17 protein-coding genes are annotated in these 17,895 nt (G+C 52.2%); 8 read left to right on the top strand and 9 right to left on the bottom strand.

Annotated elements, in window-relative coordinates:
• Position 1: 1 nt before the first annotated feature.
• From hybO to yghX, 4 genes are all read right to left on the bottom strand, one after another.
• The gene (hybO, locus tag AC07UY_RS01275) at positions 2-1,120 is read right to left on the bottom strand and encodes a hydrogenase 2 small subunit (RefSeq protein WP_203359988.1); all 1,119 of its coding nucleotides are present in this window, start codon (positions 1,118-1,120) and stop codon (positions 2-4) included.
• A gap of 188 nt (positions 1,121-1,308) precedes the next feature.
• On the bottom strand, positions 1,309-1,596 hold the full coding sequence (locus AC07UY_RS01270; protein WP_203359987.1) for a DUF2623 family protein: 288 nt from the start codon (positions 1,594-1,596) through the stop codon (positions 1,309-1,311).
• An 81-nt stretch (positions 1,597-1,677) separates the two neighbouring features.
• Positions 1,678-3,318, bottom strand: a complete 1,641-nt coding sequence (locus AC07UY_RS01265) for a methyl-accepting chemotaxis protein (protein WP_494700611.1) — start codon at positions 3,316-3,318, stop codon at positions 1,678-1,680.
• Positions 3,319-3,522: 204 nt separating this feature from the next.
• A complete protein-coding gene (gene yghX / locus AC07UY_RS01260; protein ID WP_494700610.1) occupies positions 3,523-4,410 on the bottom strand; it encodes a YghX family hydrolase in 888 nt (295 codons plus the stop codon).
• 156 nt (positions 4,411-4,566) lie between these two features.
• Here yghX and AC07UY_RS01255 point away from each other — a divergent pair, with 156 nt between their 5' ends.
• The gene (locus tag AC07UY_RS01255; protein WP_494700609.1) at positions 4,567-5,607 is read left to right on the top strand and encodes an aldo/keto reductase; all 1,041 of its coding nucleotides are present in this window, start codon (positions 4,567-4,569) and stop codon (positions 5,605-5,607) included.
• Positions 5,608-5,697: 90 nt separating this feature from the next.
• Here the strand turns inward: AC07UY_RS01255 and AC07UY_RS01250 are convergent, their stop codons facing one another.
• Positions 5,698-6,201 (bottom strand): ESA_00282 family adhesion-associated protein, encoded by a 504-nt coding sequence (locus AC07UY_RS01250; protein WP_494700608.1) that lies wholly within the window; start codon positions 6,199-6,201, stop codon positions 5,698-5,700.
• 107 nt (positions 6,202-6,308) lie between these two features.
• Here AC07UY_RS01250 and AC07UY_RS01245 point away from each other — a divergent pair, with 107 nt between their 5' ends.
• Positions 6,309-6,713 (top strand): hypothetical protein, encoded by a 405-nt coding sequence (locus tag AC07UY_RS01245; RefSeq protein WP_494700607.1) that lies wholly within the window; start codon positions 6,309-6,311, stop codon positions 6,711-6,713.
• 1 nt (position 6,714) lies between these two features.
• Positions 6,715-7,125 (top strand): cytoplasmic protein, encoded by a 411-nt coding sequence (locus tag AC07UY_RS01240; protein ID WP_203359981.1) that lies wholly within the window; start codon positions 6,715-6,717, stop codon positions 7,123-7,125.
• 134 nt (positions 7,126-7,259) lie between these two features.
• On the opposite strand, the gene exbD is transcribed toward AC07UY_RS01240, so the two are convergent.
• Both exbD and exbB read right to left on the bottom strand, forming a co-directional pair.
• A complete protein-coding gene (exbD, locus tag AC07UY_RS01235) occupies positions 7,260-7,685 on the bottom strand; it encodes a TonB system transport protein ExbD (protein WP_162379505.1) in 426 nt (141 codons plus the stop codon).
• Between the two features lie 6 nt (positions 7,686-7,691).
• A complete protein-coding gene (gene exbB, locus AC07UY_RS01230; protein ID WP_494661435.1) occupies positions 7,692-8,426 on the bottom strand; it encodes a tol-pal system-associated acyl-CoA thioesterase in 735 nt (244 codons plus the stop codon).
• A gap of 253 nt (positions 8,427-8,679) precedes the next feature.
• Here exbB and metC point away from each other — a divergent pair, with 253 nt between their 5' ends.
• Together metC and yghB are read left to right on the top strand one after the other, a co-directional pair.
• Positions 8,680-9,867, top strand: a complete 1,188-nt coding sequence (gene metC, locus AC07UY_RS01225) for a cystathionine beta-lyase (RefSeq protein WP_494661434.1) — start codon at positions 8,680-8,682, stop codon at positions 9,865-9,867.
• A gap of 131 nt (positions 9,868-9,998) precedes the next feature.
• Positions 9,999-10,658, top strand: coding sequence for a DedA family general envelope maintenance protein YghB (gene yghB, locus AC07UY_RS01220; protein WP_203359978.1), 660 nt, complete (start codon positions 9,999-10,001; stop codon positions 10,656-10,658).
• 38 nt (positions 10,659-10,696) lie between these two features.
• On the opposite strand, the gene AC07UY_RS01215 is transcribed toward yghB, so the two are convergent.
• Positions 10,697-11,596 (bottom strand): AraC family transcriptional regulator, encoded by a 900-nt coding sequence (locus AC07UY_RS01215; RefSeq protein ID WP_494661450.1) that lies wholly within the window; start codon positions 11,594-11,596, stop codon positions 10,697-10,699.
• Positions 11,597-11,789: 193 nt separating this feature from the next.
• Here AC07UY_RS01215 and yqhD point away from each other — a divergent pair, with 193 nt between their 5' ends.
• The 3 genes from yqhD (at position 11,790) to AC07UY_RS01200 (ending at position 15,536) form a co-directional block, all read left to right on the top strand.
• Positions 11,790-12,953, top strand: a complete 1,164-nt coding sequence (yqhD, locus tag AC07UY_RS01210) for an alcohol dehydrogenase (protein ID WP_494661433.1) — start codon at positions 11,790-11,792, stop codon at positions 12,951-12,953.
• Between the two features lie 104 nt (positions 12,954-13,057).
• Complete coding sequence (gene dkgA / locus AC07UY_RS01205) at positions 13,058-13,885, top strand: 2,5-didehydrogluconate reductase DkgA (RefSeq protein ID WP_203359976.1); 828 nt, start codon at positions 13,058-13,060, stop codon at positions 13,883-13,885.
• Between the two features lie 196 nt (positions 13,886-14,081).
• A complete protein-coding gene (locus tag AC07UY_RS01200; RefSeq protein WP_203359975.1) occupies positions 14,082-15,536 on the top strand; it encodes a DASS family sodium-coupled anion symporter in 1,455 nt (484 codons plus the stop codon).
• 103 nt (positions 15,537-15,639) lie between these two features.
• Here the strand turns inward: AC07UY_RS01200 and AC07UY_RS01195 are convergent, their stop codons facing one another.
• On the bottom strand, positions 15,640-17,859 hold the full coding sequence (locus tag AC07UY_RS01195; protein ID WP_494700606.1) for a YgiQ family radical SAM protein: 2,220 nt from the start codon (positions 17,857-17,859) through the stop codon (positions 15,640-15,642).
• Positions 17,860-17,895 lie beyond the last annotated feature (36 nt).

Genomic DNA, 17,895 nt, shown 5'->3' with positions numbered 1-17,895 from the left:
GTTATTCTCCCCGTGAGTCAGCGTCATCTTTCTTTTGCTGACGCCCCAGTTCACGTACCGCCATCACGCTGACACCGGCAACCAGCCCAGCAACACCGCCAAGCAACCCGATAGCGCCAGCAGAAACGTTGCCGCCCTCTTTCATGTTCACGTCAGGTTTTTCTGAGCGCGGAGTTTGATTTTCCACATGAGCGAGCTGGTGGATGCCTTTGTTGAAACCAATGCCTTCTTCGTTACAGCCGTAGCAAGGGTGTCCAATCGCGACCGGCCACACACCGCCGACATCACAGAACTGCAGTGTGGAGCAGTTACCATAGGTTTCTGGCCCTTTACAGCCCAGATGGTAGAGGCACCAGCCTTCACGGTGGCCTTCATCACCAAACTCTTTCGCAAAACGACCGGCATCAAAGTGCGGACGGCGTTCGCAATGTTCGTGAATCAAGCGACCATAGGCAAAGGTAGGACGATTTTTCGCATCCAGTTTCGGTGGCTTGCCATACGTAATGATGTGCGCAACTGTCGCAAGGAAGTTGTGCGGGTTAGGCGGACAGCCTGGGATATTGATGATGGTTTTGCCTGGCAGTACTTCCTGCAAACCGACGGCACCCGTTGGGTTCACGCCCGCAGCAGCCACGCCGCCCCATGCAGCACAGGAGCCGATAGCGATAATCGCCGCCGCGCCTTCAGCCGCTCTGCGGATATGATCCACAATAGGCTCACCGGCAACCATGCAGTAAATACCGTTATCTTTTAATGGGATAGAACCATCGACAACCAACACATACTGCCCTTTGTATTTCTCCAGAGCATTGTGTTTGTTCTCCTCGACCTGATGGCCGAAGGCGGCGGAAAGAACCTCATGATATTCAAGAGAGATGGTCTCCAGAACAAGGTTTTCTACCGTTGGGTGAGTTGCTCGCAGCAGGGATTCAGTACAACCCGTACATTCCTGAGCGCCAATCCAGATAACCGGTGGACGCTGAGGACGGGTAACCGACTCGGCCATTTCTGCGGCGGCTTTGCTACTGAGCCCCATCGTAGCGGCTAGTGCTGCACAAAGCTTCATGAAATCACGACGGTTAACGCCGTGAGAATTGGTGAGAGTATTATCTCCAGTCATTATATTGTTATTCCGTTGCAAAGACCTGGCTCTATTTTGCACCCATCGCAAAAACCATACTGCGATCGGTGCGCCATTTACCACACTTTCTTTATGGTTATGTATATTATGATACTGCGACGGGACAATAAAACGAAGGTGTAAGACAATAGTGTAATTAATTAAACCAAGAGAATACCCCTTTTGGATCAAGCTTCGAGTCGATAACCGGCCATGAAAAATCGAATTGTAGTATTCGACTGATTCTCTCTAAAGAAGTCCATCACCATCTCTTTATCCAGTCCATAACGGCGAGTAAGAATTCCCGCCTCCCAGGCGCTAAGTTGGCGATCGCCTGTTTTTTCAAACATTCGATGCGAAAAACCTAATACGAAACCACGTTTATAATCGGCACAAAAATTCGCCACATTACATGCGCTGTCAGCGTGTGATGCGTTTAACCCAGCCATCAAACCTTTGCCAAAATGATTTTTCATACCGCCTCCAATCGCTATATAATAAATTATATAGCGATTTTTTAAACAAAGGCCAGCGGTATTACGTAATTTTTACCCTGATTAAAAGGCAACCCACTCATCGGTTAAACCAGAAGCAGAAGCCCCGGTTTGGGCTGGGCCGGAGGTGTTTTTTCCCGGCTGAGTCTGCGGTTCGCTATGAGAGAGGCGGAACCGTTGTACTGAGTGCTGCAACTCCTCGGTTTGACGTTCCAGCGCTGACGCGGCCGCTGAGATCTGCTCCACGAGCGCGGCGTTTTGTTGGGTCACGCTGTCCATCTGGGTGATCGCCACCCCCACCTGAGAGATGCCTTTGCTCTGCTCCTCGGAGGCCGATGCAATCTGCTTCATGATGGTAGTAACTTCCGTGACGCCCCGCAGAATGGCCTCCATGGTCGAGCCGGTATCTTTCACCAGCTGCGCTCCCTGCCCGACACGATGCGCTGATTCAGCAATCAACGTTTCGATCTCTTTCGCGGCGCCCGCACTGCGGCTGGCCAGATTGCGCACTTCGCCTGCGACAACCGCAAATCCGCGACCTTGTTCGCCCGCTCTGGCGGCTTCTACGGCGGCATTCAGCGCCAGGATATTGGTCTGGAAGGCGATGCTGTTGATAACGGTAGTGATTTCGGCAATCTGCTTTGAACTTGCAGAAATACCGTCCATGGTATCAACCACTTCCGACACCAGCGCGCCGCCTTTTTCGGCGGTGGCCGATGCAATATCTGCAAGTTGGCTGGCCTGGCGCGCGTTATCTGCATTCAGTTTTACCGTTGCGGTAAGTTGTTCCATGCTGGCAGCCGTCTCTTCCAGTGCTGCAGCCTGTTCCTCTGTGCGGGAAGAGAGATCGTTATTTCCGCTTGAGATCTCCGTCGCGCCGCGCCAGATATTATCACTGCCTGAGCGAATGGTGCTCACCGCTTCACGCAGACTGTCCTGCATTGCACGGAGCAAAGGCATCAGTTGCCCCACACAGTTACGCCCCAGATCTTCAATCGGCTGGCTGAGATCGCCCTGCGCAATCTGGCGAAACTGCTGACGGATACGCGCCAGCGGCTTCATCAGCAGCACCACAAGATAACGGTCAGTAAAGAGGAGGATTGCGATACCCAGAATCGCGGCGGTGATGATCATCGTGCGGATAACCGATGTTTGACCATCCACCATGACACGGGTGTGATCCAGTTGGGTCCCGGCTTCGTGGTTAAAACGCTCTACACTGGCACCAAACGCACGACTTAAGGCGGGCGTCACGGTCGTAGCCTGTTCGCGCCATGCCGCCTGAGAACCCTGCGTTGCCAGTTGCATTTGCGGCATAATCCCCTTGTCCAGCAAGGCCTGCCAACTCGCCAGCACCGCAGCAGCCACCTCCGGTTCCATTGGCCCCGGCGACAGCGTTTTCATTTCCTGAAGCTTTTTACGCATATTATCAAGCGATTGCTGTGCAGGCGCGAAGTCCGGGATGCCGCCGCCGATTTTCACGTCCATTGCGCGACTCAGACGGGTAACAAAGCGGAAATACTGATCGTTGCCCTGGCTAAGAACCGTCATCTGGCGCACCAGATGTCGGTCAACTTCGTTCCCTTGCGTGACGTTAGATAAGGCATGGATACTAAATACACCGACGCCCGACCAGAGCAGACAAAAAAGGCCCAATATTGTCAGCATGACAACACGAATAGAGAGATTTCGCAGTAAGTACATAAGTATTCCCTTGCCGTAAATGAGGATTCGCCATTAGGCGTGACTTATCTTCGTTATCGGCAAAATGTGAAGAAGATATACTTACTTTTCATTTTTTATGCGATAAGACCTCCCTCAATCACAATATTGAATAAATGCTAACGGAATGGGAAACTATTATTATTCAATGTCCGGTCTTAATACTTATAAGCAGACTCATACCTTTCAGCGTAAATACTTTTCGAACCAGGCCAGTGTACGCTGCCAGGCAAGATCGGCGGCGGATTTGTCATAGCGCGGCGTCGAATCATTGTGAAAACCGTGATTTACCCCAGGGTAAATATACGCTTCAAAGACGTTATTATTTGCTTTAAGCGCTGTTTCATAGGCGGGCCAACCCTCGTTAATCCGCGTATCCAGAGCGGCATAGTGTAATAACAAAGGTGCGTTGATTTTGGGGACATCTGACGCCGGAACCTGGCGGCCATAAAAAGGAACAGCGCAGGCCAACTCTGGATACGCTACTGCCGCCGCATTCGATACCCCGCCGCCATAGCAAAAGCCGGTGATACCGACCTTACCCGTCGCCGCCGGATGGTGCTGCATAAACTCAATGGCGGCAAAAAAATCATTCATTAATTTTGTGGGGTCGACCTGTTGCTGCAGTTCCCGGCCTTTATCATCGTTACCAGGGTAACCGCCCACAGAACTCAGGCCATCTGGCGCCAGTGCAATGTAACCGGCCTTTGCCACTCGCCGCGCCACATCTTCAATATAAGGATTCAGCCCTCGATTCTCATGAACCACCACCACCGCAGGCGTTTTACCTTCAGCCTTTGCGGGCCTGACCAGATACCCGCGAACGTCGCCATGCCCGTTCGGTGACGGATAGGTAATGTATTCCGGCACAATATCCGGGTCGGTAAACTCCACCTGCATTGCCAGTGCATAATTCGGTTTCAGCAGGTTAAACAGCGCAAGCGCCGTCACGCCACCCACAGCGTACTTCGCGGCGAGGTTGAGAAACTCACGTTTGGATATCTTTCCATGCGCATAGTAGTCGTAGTAATCGAGCAGTTCTTGTGGAAAATCTTTGGCAGTTAGTCTCGGCATACCCTCACTCCGGCACAGATGTTTTTTTAAGCAAAGCATAGCAGCGTATTTTTGCCCAATATTTCATCTCAATGTGACCTGGCGAACGGGACAGATCTGACGCAGTCGCTAGAATAGAAACGTTGTTTTGAAATCCAACAGCTCTAAGGAGATTGCATGACCTGGTTAGCTAACCCTGAACGTTATGAGCAAATGCTTTATCGCTATTGCGGGAGAAGTGGTTTGCGTTTGCCTGCGCTGTCACTGGGCTTGTGGCACAGTTTCGGTCACGTTCACGCGCTGGATTCACAGCAAGCCCTGCTGCGGAAAGCATTTGATTTAGGTATCACCCATTTTGATTTGGCCAATAACTATGGACCGCCTCCGGGCAGCGCAGAGGAGAATTTTGGCCGCCTGTTACGCCGAGATTTTGCGAACCATCGCGATGAACTGCTAATCTCCACCAAAGCCGGATACGACATGTGGCCGGGTCCTTATGGCGCTGGCGGTTCACGTAAATACCTACTGGCGAGCCTCGATCAGAGCCTGCAACGTATGGGGCTGGATTACGTCGATATCTTCTATTCGCACCGGGTCGATGAAAATACGCCGATGGAAGAGACGGCTTCTGCGCTGGCTCAGGCTGTACAAAGCGGGAAAGCGCTTTATGTCGGCATCTCCTCATACTCTCCCGAACGTACTCAGCAGATGGCCGATCTGCTGCGCGAATGGAAGATCCCGCTGCTGATCCATCAACCCTCCTACAACCTGTTAAACCGTTGGGTTGATAAAAGCGGTCTGCTGAATACGCTGGAAGCCAACGGGGCAGGTTGTATCGCCTTTACCCCGCTCGCCCAGGGGTTGCTCACGGGAAAATACCTGAACGGAATCCCGGAAGGTTCCCGCATGCAGCGTGAAGGGAAAAAGGCCCGTGGCCTGACGGAGAACATGCTCACCGAAGAGAATATTACCAGCCTGCGTTTGCTCAACGAGATGGCGCAACAGCGCGGACAGTCGATGGCGCAAATGGCATTAAGCTGGCTGCTGAAGGATCCCCGGGTCACATCCGTACTGATTGGGGCCAGTCGCCCTGAACAACTGGAAGAGAACGTTCAGGCGCTGAATAACCTGACGTTCACCCCTGAAGAACTCACGCAGATTGATAAACATGTCGCGGATGGCAAACTGAATCTGTGGCAAGCATCATCAGATAAGTAAAGACATTGCGCCGGGCGGCCCTTTTGCCTTACCCGGCCAGTGAGTGAAAACCCGCTTCTGACCATTCTTACCGCAGCAGATTCACAGCGCTCAAACGTCATCCGGTTTTACGGGCGGGCGCTGATATTCTGGCCACACCAGCGCGACCAGGGAGGGATAAGCCTCCAGGCTGAACTCCCGAAAACATTGTCGCAAATTGAGCACATCAAGATCAGAATGCGAGACCTTTTCTCCATTCAGACAACGTTTTTTAATATTGTCATAGTATTTGTACACCGCAGAATTAAGATCGCTACAACGTCTTTGCGCGTCAAACAAACCTGGCGTTCCATTCAATTCAGCCACCGTCATCCGTTTTATCGTGGCGTGAAGAAAATCGATATATTCATGATTAACTCGCCAGTACCATACCGGCGTAATAGTGTTCATGAGCGATGAAAAATGATCTTCACCTTCTTCTTTCGTCATCGGTTCCTGTTGATGGGGTGCGTTTGCTCCCGCTTCAGAATAATTTTTATTAAGTCCTCGCATCAGGACAAGAACACCAAAGGTAAGCAATAGCAGGGTAATAACAGAATAAAAAACACTGTTCATTTATTGGCTCCATTTTTTTTGATTTTAAAATTACACCATGCTATTGTCAACGAAACCCGCCTTATAAACACACTCGTTATACTATTGACAGGAAAGGATATTACAGCATGCTTCCCGAGCATCTTGTTCCGTCTCGTTTTCATTTATCACCTTCCCCTACTGAACCCGGCACCGCAGAAAAGAGTGAAAATTTAGCTCAGGGAAAGAAATCACTCAGCGATTATGAATCAGATATTTTAATTAGCACCACCGCAACTGGCCAAGCCAGGAATATGCTACTTGAAGAACGCGACCGCCATTTAAAAGATCGATTATATCGAGTTGCCAAAATTGAAACGTTTGCCCGCCTTATAAATGCACTGCAGGCCGAAGGTGATATTGATGCGCAAACCGTCAGCAAAATACTGGCAGAAACAACCGCACGGATAAACGACGATGGTAATAAAATTTGGCTTAATTTAATTACCGGGGAGAAAAACACCCCTATCTTTTATTCTCTGGAAGATGCGTAAAATGAAAGACGTTGAGGATAATAATGTTTATTTAGCTTTAGATAGCGATAAAAGTGATGAATTTATCTTAAAGCAAAATCTTGACGCGTTAATTGCCAATAAAAATGCCATCCTTGAAAACGTCGCGCAAGAGATGGTGTCAATTCCCGCCGCGCTGGTGCGGTTAAAATGGCAAAACCGCCGTGAAATCTATGCCCTTCAGGTAAAGGAAGAGATCTACGGCGCGATCATTAACACCCTCACGCAGCAACGCCCGGAGCTACATGACAAAATCATGGCTCGCCTGGAAAGCAGCTGGCAGCACTTGCTGACGCGGGAAACAGCCACATTACGTCTGACCCGTAAACTTTCCGATGGCAATTACCGGACAGCCAATATCACGACGGTAGCGCTGGATGAGAATCGACAATAAACGCGAAGAGTGAAAGTGTGGAAGAGGTTTTCAAGGACAACGGTGAGTAGGGGTGTGCCGGGCAACTATGCCTGCCCGGCCAATGAGCCGCAGAAAGCAGGCCGGACAGGCCCAGGCACCGTCCGGCAAAACGATTACTTCGCTTTTGCGACTTCTTCGCCAACCAAACCAATTTTCAGGTAACCCGCCTGATGCAGCGAGTCCATTACCTTCATCATGGTTTCGTAATCAACCGTTTTGTCCGCGCGGAAGAAGATCGTGGTGTCTTTCTTTCCTTCGGTCAACGTATTAAGCGCGTTGATCATGGTTTCATCCGTGACCTGATCGTTGCCGATGAACATGGAGTTATCGGCCTTCACAGACAGGTAAATCGGTTTTTCCGGACGAGGTTGCGGCACACTGGAGGAGGCAGGCAAATTCACCTTCACATCCACCGTCGCCAGGGGCGCAGCCACCATAAAGATGATCAGCAGAACCAGCATAACGTCGATAAACGGCGTCACGTTGATTTCATGCATTTCACCGTTATCGTCCAGGTTTTCGTTAAGACGCATTGCCATGAAACATTATCCTACACGTAATTTCTGCGCGGCACGTACCGGCTGAGCGGAGACACTCGCGTTCAAATCCAGATCACGGCTTTGCAGCAACAACACCTGTGCCGCCACGTCGCCCAGCATCGCTTTATAGCTACCAATCTGGCGAGCAAAGACGTTGTAGATAACCACCGCAGGAATAGCCGCAACCAAGCCAATCGCCGTCGCCAATAGCGCTTCTGCGATACCCGGCGCCACGACGGCAAGGTTAGTGGTTTGCGTTTGCGCGATACCGATGAAGCTGTTCATGATGCCCCATACCGTACCGAACAGACCCACAAAAGGAGAGATCGCACCGATAGTCGCCAGATAGCCGTTACCCCGTCCCATATGACGACCCACGGCTGCGACGCGGCGTTCCAGACGGAACCCTGTACGCTCTTTAATACCTTCGTTATCTTCACTGCCTTCTGACAGTTCCAGTTCGTTTTGCGCTTCGTTAATCAACATAGCGCTATAACTTTTTTCGTCAAATTCAGAAGCGATATCGCTTGCCTGATCCAAAGAACGGGCTTCAGCCAGCTGCTCCTGCTCACGCTTGAGTCGGCGCTTCTGCGTGAAATGCTCAACGCTTTTGCTGAAGAAGATAGCCCAGGTGACCACTGACGCCAGAATCAGACCAATCATCACGCACTTGACCACAATGTCGGCGTGCTGATACATACCCCAGACGGAAAGATCCGTCTGCATCAAATTATTACCCACTCTGTATCTCCAGGACGCAAATCACAAAATCTGAGCGCAATAATATCAAAACGACGTCGAATTGATAGTCGTTCTCATTACTATTTACATATTGCCGCACCTTTGGTTTCTTTTCCTTGCGCTTACGCAGTAAAAAAGTCACGAGAGGTTATTTTGATAAAATTTTCTGCTTTATCGAGATTCCTCTGGATGCGTGGTGCAGCATTCATGTTAGTTTAGACATCCAGACGTATAAAAAAACAGGTCGTGCGACATGGCAAAAAAACACCTTGATACCCAATTTGTGAATGCAGGGCGCAGTAAAAAGTACACCCTGGGATCGGTAAACAGCGTGATTCAACGCGCTTCTTCACTGGTGTTCGAAACCGTTGAAGCGAAAAAACACGCCACCCACAACCGCGCCAACGGCGAGCTTTTCTATGGCCGTCGCGGAACGTTGACCCATTTCTCTCTCCAGGAAGCAATGTGCGAACTGGAGGGCGGCGTCGGATGCGCCTTGTTCCCCTGTGGCGCGGCGGCCGTCGCCAACACCATTTTGGCTTTCGTCGAACAGGGCGATCACGTGCTGATGACCAACACAGCCTACGAGCCAAGCCAGGATTTCTGCACCAAAATTCTCGCCAAACTCGGCGTGACCACCGGCTGGTTCGACCCCATGATCGGCGCCGATATCATAAAACACATTCAGCCCAACACCCGAATCGTTTTCCTGGAATCCCCGGGCTCCATCACAATGGAAGTCCATGACATCCCAGCGATTGTTGAAGCCGTCAGACGAGTTGCGCCTGATGCGATTATCATGATTGATAACACCTGGGCCGCCGGGGTGCTATTTAAAGCGCTGGATTTTGGAATCGATATCTCTATTCAGGCAGGGACAAAATATCTGATTGGACACTCTGACGCGATGGTCGGCACGGCGGTTTCCAACGCCCGCTGCTGGGAGCAACTGCGTGAGAATGCCTATCTGATGGGACAAATGCTGGATGCCGACACGGCGTACATGACCAGCCGTGGTTTACGTACATTGGGCGTGCGCCTGCGTCAGCATCATGAAAGCAGCCTGAAAGTGGCTGAATGGCTGGCAAACCACCCGCAAGTCACGCGCGTCAACCATCCTGCGCTCCCCGGCAGTAAAGGCCATGAATTCTGGAAGCGCGATTTTACCGGCAGCAGCGGTTTGTTTTCATTTGTTCTGAATAAAAAGCTTAATAATGACGAGATGTCAGCCTACCTCGACAACTTCAGCCTGTTCAGCATGGCCTACTCATGGGGTGGTTTTGAATCCTTGATTCTGGCGAATCAACCTGAGCACATTGCCGCTATTCGCCCGGAAGGCGTGGTGGATTTCAGCGGAACACTTATTCGCTTACATATTGGTTTAGAAAATGTTGACGATCTTATTGAGGATTTAGCCGCAGGATTTGCCCGGATCGTGTAAAGTTGCCGCCAATGGACATAATTGCAGACACTTCCAGCAGAAAAGTCTGTGTTTGTTGCGTCCGGGATCAAAGCGTCCCGGGCAATTCGAGAGTACAATAGGCACTTAAACGCGGTTCCACAGGAAAGTCCATGGCTGTCATTCAAGATATAATCGCTGCGCTCTGGCAACACGATTTTGCTGCGCTGGCGGATCCACATGTTGTTAGCGTTGTCTACTTTGTGATGTTTACCACGCTGTTTTTAGAAAACGGCCTGCTGCCTGCATCCTTTTTACCCGGAGACAGCCTGCTGATACTGGCAGGAGCGCTGATTGCACAAGGAGTGATGGACTTTGTACCCACCGTGGCTATTTTAACCGCGGCGGCCAGTCTGGGCTGTTGGCTCAGCTATATTCAGGGTCGCTGGCTGGGAAATACCCAAACGGTGAAAGGCTGGCTGGCACAGTTACCGTCCAAATACCATCAACGCGCAACCTGTATGTTTGACCGACACGGCCTTCTGGCGCTGCTGGTTGGGCGTTTTCTGGCGTTTGTTCGCACGCTGTTGCCCACAATGGCGGGAATTTCCGGACTCTCTAACCGCAGATTCCAGTTTTTTAACTGGCTGAGTGGTCTTCTGTGGGTTGGCGTGGTGACCAGTTTCGGCTATGCGCTCAGCATGATCCCGTTCGTCAAACGCCATGAAGATCAGGTGATGACGTTTTTAATGATCCTGCCGATTGCCTTGCTGACCGCAGGTCTGCTCGGCACGGTGATCGTTGTCATCAAGAAAAAGTACTGCAGCGCCTGAGTCCCTCCTCTTTCCCGGCCTTACCAGCCGGGAATCGGTTAACTCCCCTGGAGAGTCCGAATTCGCGCCGCATCCTCACCCGGCGTAACGCCAAAATAACGTTTAAATTCCCGACTGAACTGCGACGCGCTCTCATAGCCTACCCGCATTGCAGCAGCGCTCGCTTTCATCCCATCATGAACGATCATCATACGCGCCTTGTGCAGTCGGTAGCTTTTCAGGTATTGCAGCGGCGACGTGCTGGTGACCGATTTAAAATTATGATGGAACGCGGAGACGCTCATATTGGCCTCTGCCGCCAGTTGCTCAACGTTAAGGTTTTCAGTGTACTTATTTTCAATGCGCTTAAGCACACGGCTAATCAGGCTAAAGTGTGTCTGGCGACTCACCAGCGCCAGCAGCGCTCCGCCGCGCGGTCCGGTCAACACGTGGTAAAGCATTTCACGGATAATCTGTTTACCCAGAATACGCGCATCCAGTGGCCGTTCCATCACATCTAACAGTCTCTCGGCGGCGCAGAGGATCTCATCTGACAGCGTGGCGGAGTTAATCCCGCTCGCCGCCATCGACGGCTGGAAGCGATCGTCCTCACCAATATCCATCAGCAACTCCTGCAGTTGCAGGATATCCACATTCAGACGAATACCGGCCAGCGGGCGTTCTGGCGTCGCATAAGTTTCACATTCAAAGGGTAAAGGTACTGTTAGCAGCAGATATTCATTGGCGTCGTAGCGAAATACGCGCTCATTGATATAACCGATTTTATGTCCGGAGAAGAGGAATATGATGCCAGGCTCATACATCACAGGCGTACGCAGGCCAGGTTCAGAGCCATACAGCAAGCGAATATCAGGAAGCAATTCACTAAGCTTCTTCTCATTGTTTTTCAGCTGCTTAATTTTATCTGTCAGCAGAAGACAGGTCTCTTCTCGGTTCATAGCGCGCCACTTTGCCATTGGTTTACAACCTCTACATAGTGCGCACTTTTATCCGTTTTCTCCAGCCTTCTGGAGAAATGGGCAAGACATTGGCAGAAATGAGCATTGAGAGGAACGCCGCCGAAGACCACAATGTTCACCATCAGGCAGCCATCCACCTGCCCTCTTTTCTACCCACATAAGGGAACGAACAATGAACAATTTTAATCTGCATACCCCAACCCGTATTCTGTTCGGTAAAGGCGCTATCACCGATCTGCGCCAGCAAATTCCGCAGGGCGCCCGCGTGTTAGTCACCTACGGTGGGGGTAGCGTGAAAAAGACCGGCGTTCTGGCTCAGGTGCATGATGCCCTCAGCGGTCTTGATGTGCTGGAGTTTGGCGGGATTGAGCCAAACCCGTCTTATGAAACGCTGATGAATGCCGTCAAAATGGTGCGTGATGAGAAGGTGACTTTCCTGCTGGCTGTAGGGGGAGGCTCCGTCCTGGACGGTACCAAATTTATCGCTGCCGCCGCTCACTACACCGATGGCGTCGATCCGTGGAAAATTCTGGAAACCCGCGGCAACGACGTGAAAAGCGCAGTCCCGATGGGTTCCGTTCTGACGCTGCCCGCGACCGGTTCTGAATCTAACTCTGGTGCGGTTATCTCGCGCAAAACCACCGGCGATAAGCTGGCGTTTATGACACCGTTTGTACAGCCGGTCTTCGCCGTACTGGATCCGGTTTACACCTACACGCTGCCGCCGCGTCAGGTTGCCAACGGCGTCGTCGATGCGTTTGTACACACGGTAGAACAGTATGTTACCTACCCGGTCGACGGAAAAATCCAGGATCGTTTCGCTGAAGGCATTCTGCTGACGCTGGTTGAAGATGGCCCGAAAGCGCTGCAGGAGCCTGAAAACTATGATGTCCGCGCCAACGTGATGTGGGCGGCGACGCAGGCGTTGAACGGTCTGATTGGCGCAGGTGTTCCCCAGGACTGGGCAACCCATATGCTGGGTCATGAACTCACCGCCATGCACGGCCTCGATCATGCCCAAACGCTGGCTATTGTTCTGCCAGCGCTGTGGAATGAAAAACGCGACACCAAACGAGCCAAACTGCTGCAATACGCCGAGCGCGTCTGGAACATTACGGAAGGTTCTGATGACCAGCGTATTGATGCCGCTATCGCCGCCACCCGCAGTTTCTTTGAGCAATTAGGGGTGCCTACCCGTCTCTCGGATTATGGTCTGGACGGCAGCTCTATCCCGGCGTTGCTGGCAAAACTCGAAGCGCACGGTGGCACAAATCTCGGTGAACATCAGGATATTACGCTGGACGTCAGCCGCCGTATTTATGAGGCGGCGCGCTAAGGTTTTTTCGCTTCAGACTTTCGTTTTTGGGCATTTCGTCCAGACTTAAGTCACACAACCTCACCGGGGCGATGCTCCGGTGAGCTCATATGAAGGAGGAACGCATGGCTACACCAACCATTATCAAGCTTCAGGATGGCAATGTAATGCCGCAACTGGGCCTGGGTGTCTGGAAGGCGAGCAATGAGGAAGTGATCTCCGCCATTCATAAAGCGCTGGAAGTGGGGTACCGCTCAATTGACACTGCTGCCGCGTATCAGAATGAAGAAGGGGTCGGCAAGGCGTTAAAAAATGCGGGCATTGCCCGGGAAGAGCTGTTCATCACCACCAAATTGTGGAATGACGATCAAAAACGTCCTTATGAAGCACTGCAGGAAAGCCTGGACAAGCTACAGCTCGACTACGTGGATCTCTACCTGATGCATTGGCCTGTCCCTGCTATTAACCATTATGTTGAAGCATGGAAAGGGATGATCGACCTGCAAAAGCAGGGGTTGGTGAAAAGCATTGGCGTATGTAACTTTCAGGTCAATCACCTCCAGCGTTTGATCGACGAAACGGGTCTGGCGCCGGTTATCAACCAGATCGAACTACACCCTTTGATGCAGCAGCGCCAACTGCATTCCTGGAATGCCACCCACAAGATCCAGACAGAATCCTGGAGTCCGCTGGCGCAGGGCGGCGAGGGGGTATTTGATCGCCCCATTATTCGCGACCTGGCAGACAAATATGGCAAATCTCCGGCGCAAATTGTGATTCGCTGGCATCTGGACAGCGGTCTGGTGGTGATCCCGAAATCCGTCACGCCTTCACGTATTGCGGAAAACTTCAACGTCTGGGACTTCCGTCTCGATAAAGATGAATTGAGCGAAATTGCCAAACTCGATCAAGGAAAACGTCTGGGGCCAGACCCGGATCAGTTCGGCGGTTAACGCGTTCACGTTACTTTTTTAAGCCCGATTTCCTGTCGGGCTTTTTTCATTTTGACATACACCGAAACAATATCCGCCTGATTCTCTGTATATTTCCTGCCAACTCAGGTGCAGCATTATATTAGTTAACCATTTGGTTACTCATGGAAATTATATTCACCCATAACTGATAACAATATTTTATAGGTGGCTTATTGTGAAGGAAAACAAAACCCAGGGCGTCAAATGGCTCCCACTCATTATCATTATGTTGATCACCGTCGGACTGTGGCAACTCCCTCCTCCCACCGGATTAACAGCACCTGCATGGCACTCGGCCATTATCTTTGTAGCCACTATCGCCTCTATTGTTGCAAAAGTACTGCCCATTGGCGCAGTGGGCCTCATTGGCATTACCGTTTTTGCGCTCGTCTATGCTGCCGGGGATAAAACCGCCAGTGGCGCAATCACCACGGCACTGAGTGAACTGAACAGTTCACTGATCTGGCTGATTGTCGTGGCGTTTATGATCGCCCGGGGATTTATCAAAACCGGCCTGGGTCGGCGTATTGCCTTGCAGATGATCCGCCTACTGGGCAAACGTACGCTGGGGCTCGCCTACGGCCTGGCCTGCGCCGATCTGATCCTCTCTCCGGCGATGCCAAGTAACACCGCTCGCTGCGGCGGCGTGATTTACCCTATTGCCGACTCACTGGCGCGCAGCTTTGATTCACGACCCGATGATGAGTCTCGCAGTAAAATCGGCACCTTTCTGATCACCTGTATCGGGAACGTGAATGACGTTACCGCCGCGCTCTTCATGACGGGCTACACCGGTAACCTGTTAGCGGTGAAACTGGCGGCAAACGCAGGCGTCACCTTAACATGGGGAAGCTGGTTTATGGCGGCGCTGCTGCCCTGCCTGGTCTCGCTGCTGATCGTCCCCCTCCTCGTCTACTGGTTGACCCGACCGGAAATCAAACATACTCCCGATGCTCCCAATATCGCACGCAAAGAGCTGGCGGAAATGGGAAGCATGACGCGAGGTGAATGGTTGATGCTGGCAACCGTCGGCGTCCTGCTGGTGCTGTGGATTTTTGGTGATGCGCTGGGGGTGGATGCGACAACAGCCTCGTTTGTCGGTCTCTCTATTCTGCTACTGAGCGGCGTACTCAGTTGGGAAGACGTCAAAAGCGAGAAAGGCGCATGGGATACGCTGATCTGGTTTGCGGCATTGTTAATGATGGCAAACCAGTTGAAGAAATTAGGTTTCACCACCTGGTTTGGCAATCTGATTGGCGACAGTATCGGCAGCACGATGCAGGGTACCAGTTGGGTGATCGTTCTGCTTATCCTGAATGCCGCCTATTTCTATACCCATTACTTCTTCGCCAGCGGTAACGCTCAGATCGCCGCACTCTATGCCGTATTCCTGGGGGTTGGCCTGCACCTGAATATCCCGGCAGCGCCGATGGCGTTGATGCTGGCGTTTACCAGCAGCCTGTATTGTTCACTCACCCAGTACACCCACGCACGCGGTCCGATCCTGTTTGGCGCAGGATATGTTCCAACAGGTGTGTGGTGGCGAACGGGATTTGTCATCAGCTTGTTTAATCAGGCGGTCTTTTTGACCGTGGGTCTGGCATGGTGGAAAGTGCTGGGTCTGTACTAAGACTATGATGCTGGCCGGAGGGTGGTGCAAGCCCCTTTCCGGCCGACTGTTCGTAGCGTTAAACGAAAGCCCGGTCAGCGTTAGCGCTGCCGGGCAATAAGGTTTAGCGCCCTGCCGTAGGTTTAGCGCGTTTTTTCGCCCCTTCAGACGGTTTGCGCGACGGCGTTGACGGCGCTTTCTTCGCGCTCGCCGGTGTCTGACGCTGATGCGCCACTGGCGTGTGCTTGGTCAATGCCGGACGCGTATTACGGTTCTGACGACGCGCTTCGCGCATCTCTTCCAGCGTCGGTGACGGAACCAGGCACTCACGGCGACCGCCGATCAGATGCTTTTTACCCATCTCTTCCAGCGCCTGACGGATTAATGGCCAGTTAGCCGGATCGTGGTAACGCAGCAGCGCTTTATGCAGACGACGCTGTTTGTCCCCTTTCGGCACCACCACATCTTCACTCTTATAACCAATTTTACCCAGCGGGTTTTTCCCGGTGTAATACATGGTGGTCGAGTTCGCCAGCGGCGACGGATAGAAGTTCTGTACCTGATCAAGACGGAAACGACGCTGTTTCAGCCACAGTGCCAGATTCACCATATCCTCGTCTCGCGTACCGGGGTGCGCAGAGATGAAGTAAGGGATCAGATACTGCTCTTTACCCGCCTGTTTCGAATAGGTATCAAACAGTTCCTTGAAACGGTCATAGCTGCCCATACCCGGCTTCATCATCTTCGACAATGGGCCTTCTTCGGTATGTTCCGGCGCAATCTTCAGGTAGCCGCCGACATGATGGGTCGCCAGCTCTTTGATGTAACGCGGGTCTTCAACGGCGATGTCATAACGTACCCCGGAGGCGATCAGGATCTTCTTGATGCCCTTCAGATCGCGGGCGCGGCGATAGAGATTAATCGTCGGCTCATGGTTGGTGTCCATATGGGGGCAAATATCCGGATAAACGCACGACAGGCGGCGACAGGTTTGCTCCGCGCGCGGTGACTTACAGCGCAACATATACATGTTCGCCGTGGGGCCGCCGAGGTCAGAAATAATGCCCGTAAAGCCAGGAACAGTGTCGCGGATCGCTTCGATCTCATTGATGATCGAATCTTCCGAGCGGCTCTGAATAATGCGCCCTTCGTGTTCCGTGATCGAACAGAAGGAGCAGCCGCCAAAGCAGCCGCGCATGATGTTGATCGAAAAACGGATCATCTCATAAGCCGGAATACGGCTGTCGCCATACGCCGGGTGCGGCACGCGCTTATACGGCAGAGCAAAAACGCTGTCCATCTCTTCAGTCGAGAGCGGAATGGCCGGCGGGTTGATCCAGATGTAGCGATCGCCATGTTTTTGCATCAGCGCACGCGCACAGCCAGGGTTGGTTTCATGGTGCAAAATACGCGAAGCATGCGCATACAAGACCTTGTCGCCCTTCACCTTCTCAAAGGATGGCAGCAGCACGTAGGTTTTTTCCCACGGCTTCGGACGCGGCGGCTGAACAGTGACCGCTTTTGCTTCCTGCTTTTTCGGCGCTACCGGTTTGTTATCGGCGCACGGCAAGTCTTCGCCATACGGATGCGGGATGGGATCGATTTTACCCGGCGTGTCCAGACGCGTGGAATCCACGCCGCTCCAGCCCGGCAGAGCTTCTTTCACCATAATCGCGGTGTTACGCACATCGCGGATCTGGTCGATGGTTTCCCCCATCGCCAGACGGTGCGCAACTTCCACCAGCGGGCGCTCGCCGTTGCCGAACATCAGCATGTCGGCTTTGGAATCCACCAGCACCGAGCGGCGTACGGTATCCGACCAGTAATCGTAGTGTGCGGTGCGGCGCAGACTGGCTTCGATGCCGCCGAGGATCACGGGGACATCTTTCCACGCTTCTCTACAGCGCTGGGTGTAGACCAGCGTGGCGCGATCCGGGCGTTTGCCCGCCACGTTATCCGGGGTATAGGCATCATCATGGCGCAGTCGGCGATCGGCGGTATAGCGGTTGATCATCGAGTCCATGTTGCCGGCGGTAACGCCGAAAAACAGGTTCGGTTTACCCAAACGCATAAAGTCGTCTTTGCTGTTCCAGTCCGGCTGAGCGATGATGCCGACACGAAATCCTTGCGATTCCAGCATACGGCCACAAATCGCCATACCAAAACTCGGATGATCGACATACGCATCACCGGTAACCAAAATAATGTCGCAGCTATCCCAGCCAAGTTGGTCCATTTCGTCGCGTGACATCGGCAAAAAAGGTGCGGGACCAAAACAGGCTGCCCAGTACTGAGGCCAGGAGAAAAGGTCTCTGTCTGGCTGGATCAGGGATATTGCGCTCATAACACTTCCAAAAATGGTAAAAAAATAATCAAAGGC

This window comes from Citrobacter sp. GW821-FHT02E08, assembly GCF_059421685.1.
Note: the sequence above shows the minus strand (reverse complement) of the source record. Positions and strands in the feature narration are given on the sequence as shown.

What these genes read in the sequence shown, in the direction of transcription:
- hybO (WP_203359988.1), bottom strand. Translation starts at nt 1,120, where the DNA reads ATGACTGGAGATAATACTCTCACCAATTCTCACGGCGTTAACCGTCGT.
- AC07UY_RS01270 (WP_203359987.1), bottom strand. Translation starts at nt 1,596, where the DNA reads ATGAAAAATCATTTTGGCAAAGGTTTGATGGCTGGGTTAAACGCATCA.
- AC07UY_RS01265 (WP_494700611.1), bottom strand. Translation starts at nt 3,318, where the DNA reads ATGTACTTACTGCGAAATCTCTCTATTCGTGTTGTCATGCTGACAATA.
- yghX (WP_494700610.1), bottom strand. Translation starts at nt 4,410, where the DNA reads ATGCCGAGACTAACTGCCAAAGATTTTCCACAAGAACTGCTCGATTAC.
- AC07UY_RS01255 (WP_494700609.1), top strand. Translation starts at nt 4,567, where the DNA reads ATGACCTGGTTAGCTAACCCTGAACGTTATGAGCAAATGCTTTATCGC.
- AC07UY_RS01250 (WP_494700608.1), bottom strand. Translation starts at nt 6,201, where the DNA reads ATGAACAGTGTTTTTTATTCTGTTATTACCCTGCTATTGCTTACCTTT.
- AC07UY_RS01245 (WP_494700607.1), top strand. Translation starts at nt 6,309, where the DNA reads ATGCTTCCCGAGCATCTTGTTCCGTCTCGTTTTCATTTATCACCTTCC.
- AC07UY_RS01240 (WP_203359981.1), top strand. Translation starts at nt 6,715, where the DNA reads ATGAAAGACGTTGAGGATAATAATGTTTATTTAGCTTTAGATAGCGAT.
- exbD (WP_162379505.1), bottom strand. Translation starts at nt 7,685, where the DNA reads ATGGCAATGCGTCTTAACGAAAACCTGGACGATAACGGTGAAATGCAT.
- metC (WP_494661434.1), top strand. Translation starts at nt 8,680, where the DNA reads ATGGCAAAAAAACACCTTGATACCCAATTTGTGAATGCAGGGCGCAGT.
- yghB (WP_203359978.1), top strand. Translation starts at nt 9,999, where the DNA reads ATGGCTGTCATTCAAGATATAATCGCTGCGCTCTGGCAACACGATTTT.
- AC07UY_RS01215 (WP_494661450.1), bottom strand. Translation starts at nt 11,596, where the DNA reads ATGAACCGAGAAGAGACCTGTCTTCTGCTGACAGATAAAATTAAGCAG.
- yqhD (WP_494661433.1), top strand. Translation starts at nt 11,790, where the DNA reads ATGAACAATTTTAATCTGCATACCCCAACCCGTATTCTGTTCGGTAAA.
- dkgA (WP_203359976.1), top strand. Translation starts at nt 13,058, where the DNA reads ATGGCTACACCAACCATTATCAAGCTTCAGGATGGCAATGTAATGCCG.
- AC07UY_RS01195 (WP_494700606.1), bottom strand. Translation starts at nt 17,859, where the DNA reads ATGAGCGCAATATCCCTGATCCAGCCAGACAGAGACCTTTTCTCCTGG.